Raw genomic sequence first — 11,975 nt, forward strand, 5'->3', positions numbered from 1 at the left:
TTTACACTTAAGGCATTACTTACAAGGTAGTACAGGATAGAATAATCTATTAATGACTCTACTTTTGAATTATTATTCTTTAACAAACAAACCAATATGGAAAACAACACAAAAACTTTTAAATATGTCGATTACTTATGGGACGAAGCAAAAGCTTCTTCATTTGGCGATAATCAAGTAGATCTGTTTTTATACCGATCTAATATTTTAGGAGCAGATTTAAGAATTACTAATTATGGAGGTGGTAACACAAGCTGCAGAACCATAGAAAAAGACCCACTTACCAATGAAGATGTTGAGGTAATGTGGATTAAAGGTTCCGGTGGTGATATTGGCACTTTAAACAGAAGTGGTATTGCAGGCATCTATACCAACAGATTACGCGATTTAAAAAATGTCTACGGAGGCTTGGAAGATGAAGACCGCATGGTAGGTTTATTTAACCACTGTATTTATGATTTAGATAGTAAAGCGCCTTCAATTGATACCCCTTTGCATGGCTTATTACCCTTCGCTCATATAGACCACTTGCATCCAGATGCACTCATTGCAGTTGCAGCAGCGAAAGATAGTGAACAAGTCACCAAAGAGATTTGGGGAGATACTATGGGATGGGTGCCTTGGCAACGTCCAGGGTTCGATTTAGGTCTTCAAATAGAAAAATGTTTAGAAGACAATCCTGGAATTAGAGGTATTGTATTAGGTAGTCACGGTTTATTCACATGGGGAGACACTTCTTATGAATGTTACATGAACAGTTTAGAAGTTATTGAAATGGCTTCTGAATTTATTGAGAAAAAAATAAAAGAAAAAGGGAGTGTATTTGGTGGTCAAAAAATTGAAAGCTTACCAAAAGAAGAGCGTTTAGAAAAAGCGGCTCAAATTATGCCACTTTTAAGAGGTTTATGCTCTTCTGAAAACAGAATGATTGGTCATTTCTCTGATACAGATGTGGTTATGGAATACATAAATAGTAATGATTTAGAACGTCTGGCTCCAATGGGAACCTCTTGCCCTGACCATTTCTTGCGTACAAAAATTCAGCCGCTAGTATTAACATTAGATAAGAATGAAGATTTATCTGACTCTGATGCTATTTTAAAGAAATTAGAACCGGCTTTTGAAGCTTACAGACAAGAATATGCTGATTACTATAATACATGTAAAAAAGCAAACAGTCCTGCTATGCGTGATGCAAATCCAGTAATTATAATTTATCCAGGTGTTGGGATGTTTAGTTTTGCCAAAAATAAGCAAACTACACGTGTAGCCAATGAGTTTTATATTAACGCGATCAATGTAATGCGCGGTGCAGAAGCCATTACCGCTTACACCTCTTTACCTAGACAAGAAGCTTTTGATATTGAGTATTGGTTGTTAGAAGAAGCCAAATTACAACGTATGCCTAAAGAGCAACCTTTATCTAGAAAAGTAGCTTTGGTTACAGGTGCTGGTGGTGGAATTGGTAAAGCTATTGCAGACAAACTAGCTGCAGAAGGGGCTAATGTAGTACTTACCGATATTAATGAAGATAGCCTAAAAGAGGCGCATGCAACATACAAACGTGATATTTCTACTTATGCTATTTGCGATGTAACAAACACCGATTCTATTGCATCGGCTTACAAAAAAGCATGTATTGAATTCGGTGGTGTAGATATTGTTGTTCATAGTGCAGGTTTAGCGATTTCTAAAGCTTTAGAAGACACAACCGATAAGGATTGGAACATTCTACAAAACATATTAGTAAAAGGTCAATTTGATTTAGCGAAACAAGCTACTGCCATAATGCGAAAACAAGCACTTGGTGGTGATTACATTGCTATTGCAAGTAAAAACGGTTTAGTAGCAGGTCCAAATAATGTAGCCTATGGTACTGCAAAAGCAGCACAACAACACATGGTACGTTTATTAGCAGCAGAATTAGGAAAAGATAAAATTAGAGTAAACACAGTAAATCCAGACGGCGTTATTGTTGGCAGTAAAATATGGGAAGGTGCTTGGGCCCAAGGAAGAGCAAAAGCGAATGGCATTACAGTAGAAGAATTACCTGCTTTTTACGCTAAGAGAAACTTATTGAATGAAATTATTACACCAAATGATATTGCAAATGGCGTATTCTCGCTCGTTGGAATACTGGATAAATCTACAGGAAACATAATTAATGTTGATGGTGGAATGGCAAATGCTTTTGTACGATAAAAACAAGTTTAATTTAAGTTTAGTTAAGGAAAACTTCCATAGGTTCTATTTGAAGTTTATGGGAGTTTCTTTTATTTTAAAGATGTAAAAATTATGAAAATACAAAAAGAGCAAATCTCTGATTATAATAAAAATGGATTAGAAAGTCATAACGAAAGCTTTGATTTTTTAGCCAACAAATTAACAAAAGAAGGACATGATGTTACTAGCATTGTATCTAAATTAGCCGATTTCCAAGTGGCTATACCAAGTTGGGCTTTAGGTGCTGGAGGTACACGTTTTGGTCGTTTCTCTTTTTATGGGGAACCTTCTAGTTTAGAACAAAAAATAGAAGACGTTGGAGTTTTACACGCTTTAACACAAACGGCAGGTGCGGTATCTCTTCATATTCCATGGGACGTTCCTTCAGATTATAATGCCATTAAAGAATTAGCTAATGGATTAGACATTAAGTTTGATGCTGTAAATTCAAACACCTTTCAAGATCAAAAAAACGCCAAGGAAAGTTATAAATATGGATCTTTAAGTAACACGAGCGAGGCGGTTCGTCAACAAGCCATTCAGCATAATTTAGATGTTATCAATATTGGAAACAAATTAGGCTCCAAAGCTTTAACCGTTTGGTTGTCAGACGGGTCGTGTTTTCCAGGACAAAATAATTTTCAAACGGCATTTCAAAATACACAAGATAGTTTAAAGGACATTTACAAAGGTGTGCCAGACGATTGGAAATTACTTATTGAATACAAACCTTACGAGCCCAATTTTTACAGTACTGTTATTCAAGATTGGGGAGCTTCATTGATGTTAGCTAACGAATGTGGAGAAAAAGCATTCACTTTAGTCGATCTTGGTCATCACCTTCCAAATTCTAATATAGAACAAATTGTGTCTATTCTTCAACTAAAAGGAAAATTAGGCGGTTTTCATTTTAATGATAGCAAATACGGTGATGATGATTTAACTGTTGGAAGTATTAAACCTTATGCCTTATTCTTAATTTTTAACGAGTTGGTTTACGGTATGGAAAATAACCCCCAAAATCCAGATTTAGCATGGATGATTGATGCTAGCCATAACGTTAAAGATCCTTTAGAAGATTTAATTCAATCCTTAGAAGCCATTCAAGAAGCTTACGCCAAAGCTTTACTTATTGATCAAAACGCACTAAAAGCAGCACAATCTAATAATGACGTAGTTAAATGTCAAGAAATTTTACAAGGTGCTTACCGTACCGATGTTAGACCATTATTAGAAAAAGCACGATTAAATAGAGGCGGTGTTTTAAGCCCTATTAATGCTTACAGAGCATTAGATATTCGCGGCGGACTTATAAAAGAAAGAGGAAAGAACACAATAGCTACAGGCCTTTAATTTAAAATAAAATGAAAAATGTAACTGCTGTTTTTGATATAGGAAAAACTAATAAAAAGTTTTTCCTATTCGATAAAGATTTTAAAGAAGTACACAAGGAATATATTTCATTTGATGAAATAGAAGATGAAGACGGCCATCCAACTGAGAATCTTATTGCATTGCAAAAATGGCTTAAAGACGTTTTTAATCGTATTCTTAAAGCAGAACAATTCAAGGTTAAAGCGATTAACTTTTCTACTTATGGTGCAAGCTTTGTTCATATTGATGAAGAGGGCAACCCCGTAACTCCTTTATATAACTACACTAAAGCGCTCCCCGAGGACATTATTACCTCTTTTTTTGAGGAATATGGACCAAAAGAAGATTTCTTAAAACAAACTGGGTGTGCCGATTTAAGCATGCTCAATTCCGGTTTACAACTCTATTGGTTAAAGAAAACAAAACCCGAAGTATTTAATAAAATTAAGTATTCTTTGCACTTACCTCAATATTTAAGTTATGTGTTCACTGGGCTGCCTTTAAGCGAATATACAAGTATAGGGTGCCATACTGCACTTTGGGATTATCAAGCGAAAGATTACCACCCATGGGTATATAAGGAAGGTTTAAATAAAATTCTTCCTCCTATCGTTTCTACAGAAACGAGCATTAACATGAATTACAATGGTAACCGTATTAAAATAGGTGTAGGAATACACGATAGCTCTGCGGCTTTACTCCCCTATGTTAGAAGTATCAATAAAAAATTTGTACTTATTTCTACAGGCACTTGGAGCATAGCATTTAACCCGTTTACAGATAACCCAATATCAGAGGACACTAACGATAGAGATGCCATTAATTACATGCGTATTAACGGTAAACCAGTTAAAGCCTCTCGATTATTTTTAGGTAACGAATATAAAATTCAGGTTGAAAAATTAAATAAACGCTACGGTGTTGATGAAGATTACCACAGAAATGTAAAATTTAATTATGATACATATTTAGAAATTGTAAAAGATTTTAAACATGCTTTTAAATGGGAAGGCTTAATAGATGAAGATATGCCAGAACAAACGCAACTAGCGTATACTGAATATGATCACGCCTACCACCAATTAATGACCGAGCTCGTTTTATTACAAATTAAATGTGTAAAAAAAGCCATTGGTAATGACGACATTACTAGGTTATATGTAGACGGCGGGTTTAGCGACAACGACCTTTATATAAAATTGCTATCACACTACTTTAGGGATAAAAAATTACGAACTACACAAGCGTCTCTAGGCTCTGCACTTGGAGCTGCCATATCTATTTCAGATACACGTTTAAACTCTAAATTCTTAAAAAAGAATTACGCTCTAAAAAAACACGTCCCGTTTATAATAAGTGATTAACTACTAATTTTTATTAAAATACTAACAATGTCTAAGAAAATAAATTTAGAACATCCAAGAGATCAAATTACTACTATTATTAGTAGAATATACAAAAGAGGAATGACCACAACATCTGGTGGTAATATTTCAATTATTGATGATAACGGTAATATTTGGGTTACACCTTCGGCTATAGACAAAGGGTCTTTAAGAGCTTCAGATATTATTTGTGTACAAAAAGATGGAACTGTTATTGGAAAACACAAACCTTCTTCTGAATTTCCATTCCATAAAGCTATTTATGAAGCACGTCCAGATATTAAATCTGTAATTCACGCGCATCCACCTGCATTAGTATCATTTAGTATTGTACGACAAATACCAAACACAAATATTATTTCTCAAGCAAAACATATTTGTGGCCCTATTGGTTATGCAAAGTATAGGTTGCCTGGTAGTGAAGATTTAGGCGATGTTATTGCCGACGAGTTTAAAAAAGGGTACAAAGCCATTATCATGGAAAATCATGGTACTGTTTTAGGGGGAAGCGACTTAACTGACGCTTTTGAACGTTTTGAAGCTTTAGAGTTTTGTGCAAGCACCATTTTATATGGTTCTCAAATTGGAACTCCTAAATATTTAACAGATGAACAAATTGAAGAGTTTGAAGCACAAGCAACCGGTGTATTGCCTGAAATGGAGAGCGTTCATTATCCTTCAGACGAAGTTGAAAAACGTTTAGAAATTTGTAAAATTGTTCAACGCTCATGCCAACAAGGCTTAATGATAAGTTCTTACGGTACGGTATCTATGCGCTGGAACAAGAATGACTTTCTTATTACTCCAACAGGAAGTAACCGGTGGGATTTAAACATTCATGATATTGTCCAAATTAAAGACGGAAAACGAGAAGCTGATAAAACACCAAGTAGAGCGGCTTGGATTCATCAAGAAATTTACAATCGTAACCCTGATGTAAATTCTATAATTATGACGCAATCACCTTATTTAATGGCGTTCGGAGTCACTGGAGAATACTTAAATGTACGTACTATACCAGAAAGCTGGATCTTTTTACAAGACATTAATGTCGTAAAATATGGGGATCATTTTAGAAAAAACAACAATTCTACCATAGTTGATAACTGCGCTACGGCTTTAATTATTGAAAATGATTCAGTCATTATTACAGGAGATAAATTACTTCAAACTTTTGATTATTTGGAAGTTGCTGAATTCAGTGCTAAATCTATTGTTTTAGGAAATTCTTTAGGACAAATGGTACCTATCAATGATGACCAAGTTGAAGATTTAAGAAAAAAGTTTTTATCCTAACAGCACTAAAATTATAAATACTAATACATCGTATAAAAAAACAACCAACTAAATGAGCCAAGTAAGTATAGAACAAGATGCAATTGAAGATATTGCAGGAGGAGAATTTGAAAGAACCCCGGTACCAACATCCAAATTAAAAGGATGGAAAAGCTTTATAGGTATGTATGCCGGTGAACATGCAGCTGGAACAGAATTTATGATTGGTCCATTATTTCTAACAGCCGGTGTAAGTGCATTCGATTTAATTATAGGTTTACTAATAGGAAATTTATTAGCAGTATTAAGTTGGCGTTTTTTAACAGCTGAAATAGCTGTTAAAAATAGGCTGACTCTATATTATCAATTAGAAAAAATTTGCGGAAAAAAATTGGTTACAGGCTATAACTTAGCCAACGGTATTTTATTCTGCTTTTTAGCAGGTTCTATGATCACGGTTTCTGCTACTGCCGTAGGTATTCCTTTTAATATGCCTATGCCAAAATTGGATGATACACTTCCAAATGGAATGACGTGGGTTATTATAGTAATTGTAATTGGAGCCGTAATTTCATTAATTGCGGCACGCGGTTATGACACCGTTACCAAAGCAGCAAATTGGATGTCTCCAATTATTGTGCTAGCTTTTATTGCTTGTGGAATTGTAGCTTTAAGCCAACTAGGTGTAGATAGCTTTTCTAAATTTTGGGATATTTGGGGTGAAGGTTCAGCCCCCTTTCCTGGTCAAACAAAATTCACCTTTTGGCATGTTGTTATTTGGTCTTGGTTTGCTAATGGTGCCATGCATATTGGTATGTCCGATCTATCAGTATTTAGGTTCGCAAAAGAAGCAAAAGCCGGATGGGCTACTGCCGCAGGAATGTACGTAGGGCACTATATGGCATGGATTGCTGCTGCTCTACTTTATGCTGTATATATTCAGTCTCCAGAAGCATTATCATATTTAAATAACGGACAAGCGCCTCCTGTAGCCCCTGGTCCCATGGCATATAACGCTATTGGTGTTTTAGGAATTATTGCCGTAGTATTAGCTGGTTGGACAACCGCTAACCCAACAATTTATAGAGCTGGTTTAGCCTTTCAAGCTATTCTACCTAAATTATCTACTGCAAAAGTGACCATTTTGGCTGGTACATTAGCAACAATTGCCGGTCTGTTTCCTGCTTTCGCCATGAAGCTTTTAGGCTTTGTTGCGCTATACGGTTTTATTTTAGCGCCTTTTGGAGCTATCATTGTATTCGAACATTTTTTTCATAAAAAAGCGGGTATTATAAAAAACTACGCTGAGGCGGCAAACCTATCTTTTAGCAAATCTGTGTTTTGGGCTTGGGCTATTAGCTTTGGCTTATTCTACTTCATATCTATACAATTTGATGTCTTTCTATCATTTGTTACACTGCCTGCTTGGTTATTATGCGGACTACTCTTCTTAATATTTAGTAAGTATTTTCAAAACAAAAAAAACTAAACTTATTTATAAAAACATTAAAATCAATATACTTTGAAAACATATAAACAATATATAAACGGTCAGTTTATAAACTCAACCTCTACAACTCGAATTAACGTCTTAAACCCATGTAATGAAGAAGTTATTAGCTCAATCCCAACAGGTTCTGCGGAAGACGCAAATTTAGCATTAGAAGCCGCCAAAGATGCACAACCTAAATGGGAAGCATTACCTGCTGTACAACGTGGTGCTTTTCTACATAAAATGGCAGATATTATTAGAAAAAATAGAGTTTATTTGGCTGAAACATTATCTAAAGAACAAGCTAAAGTTATTGGTTTAGCCCAAGTAGAAATTGATGTTACCGCCGATTATTTTGATTATAACGCCGGTTGGGCAAGACGAATTGAAGGTGAAATTATTCAAAGTGACCGTGAAAAAGAACATATCTATTTACATAAAGTGCCCATTGGTGTAGCGGTAGGAATCTGCCCTTGGAATTTCCCGTTTTTTGTAATGGCACGTAAAGTAGCGGCTTCTTTAATTACTGGCAATACATGCGTAATTAAACCAAGTTCTGAAGCTCCAAATACCATTATGGAATTTGCTGAATTGATTCAGAATATTGGTATGGCTCCAGGTGTATTAAACTTTGTTTGTGGATCTGGTAGACTTATTGGGAATGCGCTTTCTAAAAGTCCTATTACAGGTATTATTAGTTTAACTGGAAGCGTTGGTGCTGGACAACAAATTATTACAGCTGCTGCTAAAAACATTACAAAAGTATCATTAGAATTAGGAGGAAAAGCACCTGCTATTGTGTGCTCTGATGCTAATTTAGATTTAGCTGTTAATGCTATTGTGTCTTCTAAAGTTATTTTTAGCGGACAAGTATGTAATTGTGCTGAGCGAGTTTATGTTCAAGACGATATATATGATCAGTTTGTAGAAAAAATTACAAAAAAAATTAGTGAGGTGAAAATTGACGATGCTCTAACAGGAGTCGATGCCGATATGAGTAGTTTAGTTTCTCAATCTCAAATCGACAAGATTTCTGAAATGGTAGAGTTCGCAAAAAAAGAAGGTGCAGAAGTATTAATTGGGGGAAAACGTGCCGAAAATTTTAATAAAGGTTATTTCTACGAACCAACACTTTTAACGAATGTTTCTCAACAAATGGAAATTATTCAAGAAGAAGTTTTTGGCCCTGTGCTACCTATCATGAAGTTTAATTCAATAGACGAAGCCATAGCTTTATCAAACGATTCTCAATTTGGGTTAACCTCTTCTGTGTTTTCTGAGAATTTTAATAATATCATGAAAATTACCAACGAGCTCCAGTTTGGCGAAACCTATGTAAATCGCGAACACTTTGAAGCTATGCAAGGCTTCCACGCTGGTTGGAAGAAATCGGGTATTGGAGGCGCTGACGGCAAGCATGGTATGCAAGAGTTTTTGCAAACCAAAGTAGTTTATGCTAAATATTTCTAATATTAAAGAGATTTTAAAATAAAAAGGTAGTCTATTTAATTAAGTAGATTACCTTTTTTTTTAACAACAAGTTCTTTTAAAACAGTACTAAATTAAAAGATTTTAGTTACTAAACTCTTATTATAAAAGTGTAAGTTTTCACTTTTTAACTATTAGTTAATTTCTCATTTATGAATTTACTTAAAGACTTAAAGTTCAAAAAAAGCAATAAAACTCCCTTATATTTACAAATAGCCAATAGTCTTACCTACAACATATCAAAAGGAAGCATTAAAATGAATGAAAAACTTCCATCGATTAATGTTTTTAGCAAAGAATACAAAGTATCTAGAGACACTGTAGAAAAGGCTTACAACGTGTTAAAGGATAAGAAAATAATTATTGGGATAAAGGGCAAGGGCGTTTATATAAACAGAACTAAATTAATCTCAAAAATAAACATTCTATTTCTTGTCAATAAATTAAGTACTTACAAATTAGAAACATACCATTCTTTCCTAAAAAACATTAGTAATGAATATCATACGGATTTTGAAATTTATAATAGTGAAAAATCATTTTGCGTTAACTTGATGGAAAAGAATAAAATGAGGTATGATTATTATGTTATAATACCACATTTTAAATGTACCAATGTTAACCAAATAAATATTAAGAATGACGCACTAAAAGCCATAACAAGTATACCTAGAGAAAAACTTGTTTTAATGGATAATAACGAATTAACCATAGATGGCGATATCATAGAAATATATCAAGATTTTGAAAATGATATTTACAATGCACTCAAAAATGGATTAAAAAAAACAGCTAACTACAAAAGGTTGAATTTAGTTATTCCAGAAGGAAAAACTTATCCCTATTTTCATAAAATACGTCGTGGTTTTATAAAATTCTGCAATGAACATCTATTTAATTTTAAAATTCTTAATAAAATTCAAGAAGATGAAAGTATTAATTCAAGACAATTATTTATTACAATTTCTGATGATGATTTAGTTAAACTACTAGACATAATAAAAACCAAACGCCTTACTATTGGGCAAGATGTGGGAATCATATCGTATAATGAGACTCCATTTAAAAGATTATTAGATATCGCTGTTATTTCAACAGATTTTGAAAAAATGGGAGAAACAGCTGCCGATATGATTATTAATAATAAAAAAGGTAAAATTAAAAACCCATTTACTCTTATTGATCGAAATTCAATTTAGTATATCGTCTTATTTTTAAGGCCTATTTAAGTACAAATACATACAAAAAGGCAGTAATATATTATTACTGCCTCTTTCAAACTAAACTAACCCAAAAAATAAATTTAATTACTTAACTCCGGTTTCCTTTAACATATTTCTTTTTAATTATAGAACTTGTTCCTATTCGAACTCATGTCTATTAATTAGTTCCTAATATTAAAATGTAGGATCCCATCCCGCTTCGTATTTACGACTCCATAACGCCATAGCATCACGGTTATACATGGCACCTGTATTATCATTAACATCAAACCCTTTGTTAATTCGATAAGCAATATTAGCATAATGCACTAATGCCATACTTTTACTAGCGTCATCAATAGGAGCTGTTAAATTAGCTTTACCACGGATGGTATCAAAAAGATTTTGAACGTGTTTTGTTGATATTGCACCACCACCACCTAAAGCTGTTCCTGATTCATTTGAGACTGTTTTACTATCTCTAATAACTTTTCCTCTACGGTCATATAAAATGTACTTACCTCTATCTACAAAAACAGTTCCTTCTGTTCCATAAATAACGGTACCTCTACCATTGCCGTAAGTACCATAACTATTTCTGGACTTTCCATCCCATTTAATAACTTTGTTGTCCGCAAATTTGAAGGTAGCCTCCATATCGTCATACATTTCCCAACCATCATTAACAAAATGACGCTTTTCAGCTTCTACATATACATGCTGAGGAAAATCTACTTCTAGTGCCCAACGTGCTACATCCAATTCGTGTGTTCCATTATTACCTGCCTCTGCTGTACCATAGTCCCAACCGTACCAATGCCAATTGTAATCCCATGTCTCTGATGTATAATCACGTCTAGGAGCCGGGCCTTGCCACAAATCCCAATCTAAACCGTTTGGTACAGGCGCACTTTTTTGATGAGGAACAGATCCACGGCTGTTATTATAAAAAGCCACAGCTTTATATGGTTTTCCTATAATACCATTATGAATTTCTTGAATAATTTCTATAGTATGACCTGCAGAACGTTGCTGATTTCCCATTTGTACCACCTTGTTAAAATGCTTTGACGCTTTTACCAATTGTTCATTTTCGTACATATTATGGCTACATGGTTTTTCAACATAGACATGCTTGCCTGCTTTCATGGCCATAATAGAACCTGGTGCATGCCAATGATCTGGAGTTGCATTAATTAATATATCAACATCTTTATCATCCAATACTTTTCTAATATCATTTTCTAATGCAGGATTGTAGTTAATATATTTCCTAAATTCTTTTAGACCTTTTAAACGTTGACTTTCCATAACGTCGCATAAATAAAGTAATTTCACGTTACTTTCTTTTAGCCCAATAGGTTCCGTAAAGGCCCCTAATCTTCTACCTAAACCTGCTACTGCAACGTTTAAACGTTCGTTAGAACCTATAATATTGTTATAGCTTTTAGCAGACATAGCCATGGCGGAACTACCTACTGTAATAGCTGCACCTGCTAAAGTTGTTTTTTTTATAAAGTTTCTTCTTGATGTCAT

8 protein-coding genes are annotated in these 11,975 nt (G+C 34.2%); 7 read left to right on the forward strand and 1 reads right to left on the reverse strand.

Going from position 1 to position 11,975, the window contains the following annotated elements; genetic code table 11:
• The first annotated feature begins 96 nt into the window (after nucleotides 1-96).
• From DFQ06_RS04850 to DFQ06_RS04880, 7 genes are all read left to right on the forward strand, one after another.
• Entirely contained in the window at nucleotides 97-2,202 is a 2,106-nt protein-coding gene (locus tag DFQ06_RS04850) for a bifunctional aldolase/short-chain dehydrogenase (RefSeq protein ID WP_133966340.1), read from the forward strand.
• A gap of 93 nt (nucleotides 2,203-2,295) precedes the next feature.
• On the forward strand, nucleotides 2,296-3,576 hold the full coding sequence (locus tag DFQ06_RS04855) for a sugar isomerase (protein ID WP_133966342.1): 1,281 nt from the start codon (nucleotides 2,296-2,298) through the stop codon (nucleotides 3,574-3,576).
• Nucleotides 3,577-3,587: 11 nt separating this feature from the next.
• Nucleotides 3,588-4,961 (forward strand): FGGY-family carbohydrate kinase, encoded by a 1,374-nt coding sequence (locus DFQ06_RS04860; protein ID WP_133966344.1) that lies wholly within the window; start codon nucleotides 3,588-3,590, stop codon nucleotides 4,959-4,961.
• A 27-nt stretch (nucleotides 4,962-4,988) separates the two neighbouring features.
• Entirely contained in the window at nucleotides 4,989-6,278 is a 1,290-nt protein-coding gene (locus DFQ06_RS04865; protein ID WP_133966345.1) for a class II aldolase/adducin family protein, read from the forward strand.
• A 52-nt stretch (nucleotides 6,279-6,330) separates the two neighbouring features.
• A complete protein-coding gene (locus DFQ06_RS04870) occupies nucleotides 6,331-7,746 on the forward strand; it encodes a purine-cytosine permease family protein (RefSeq protein WP_133966347.1) in 1,416 nt (471 codons plus the stop codon).
• 33 nt (nucleotides 7,747-7,779) lie between these two features.
• A complete protein-coding gene (gene aldA / locus DFQ06_RS04875; protein WP_133966349.1) occupies nucleotides 7,780-9,219 on the forward strand; it encodes an aldehyde dehydrogenase in 1,440 nt (479 codons plus the stop codon).
• Between the two features lie 170 nt (nucleotides 9,220-9,389).
• Nucleotides 9,390-10,436: a GntR family transcriptional regulator gene (locus DFQ06_RS04880; protein ID WP_133966351.1), complete on the forward strand. Its 1,047-nt coding sequence runs from the start codon at nucleotides 9,390-9,392 to the stop codon at nucleotides 10,434-10,436.
• Between the two features lie 198 nt (nucleotides 10,437-10,634).
• Here the strand turns inward: DFQ06_RS04880 and DFQ06_RS04885 are convergent, their stop codons facing one another.
• A complete protein-coding gene (locus tag DFQ06_RS04885; RefSeq protein ID WP_133966353.1) occupies nucleotides 10,635-11,975 on the reverse strand; it encodes a Gfo/Idh/MocA family protein in 1,341 nt (446 codons plus the stop codon).

It is taken from the genome of Algibacter lectus, from assembly GCF_004368925.1.
Taxonomy (GTDB): Bacteria; Bacteroidota; Bacteroidia; order Flavobacteriales; family Flavobacteriaceae; genus Algibacter; species Algibacter lectus.

Bases quoted from the DNA above. Each gene is read 5' to 3' on its own strand.
- DFQ06_RS04860 (WP_133966344.1), top strand. From the start codon at position 3,588: ATGAAAAATGTAACTGCTGTTTTTGATATAGGAAAAACTAATAAAAAG.
- DFQ06_RS04880 (WP_133966351.1), top strand. From the start codon at position 9,390: ATGAATTTACTTAAAGACTTAAAGTTCAAAAAAAGCAATAAAACTCCC.
- DFQ06_RS04865 (WP_133966345.1), top strand. From the start codon at position 4,989: ATGTCTAAGAAAATAAATTTAGAACATCCAAGAGATCAAATTACTACT.
- DFQ06_RS04855 (WP_133966342.1), top strand. From the start codon at position 2,296: ATGAAAATACAAAAAGAGCAAATCTCTGATTATAATAAAAATGGATTA.
- DFQ06_RS04885 (WP_133966353.1), bottom strand. From the start codon at position 11,975: ATGACATCAAGAAGAAACTTTATAAAAAAAACAACTTTAGCAGGTGCA.
- DFQ06_RS04850 (WP_133966340.1), top strand. From the start codon at position 97: ATGGAAAACAACACAAAAACTTTTAAATATGTCGATTACTTATGGGAC.
- DFQ06_RS04870 (WP_133966347.1), top strand. From the start codon at position 6,331: ATGAGCCAAGTAAGTATAGAACAAGATGCAATTGAAGATATTGCAGGA.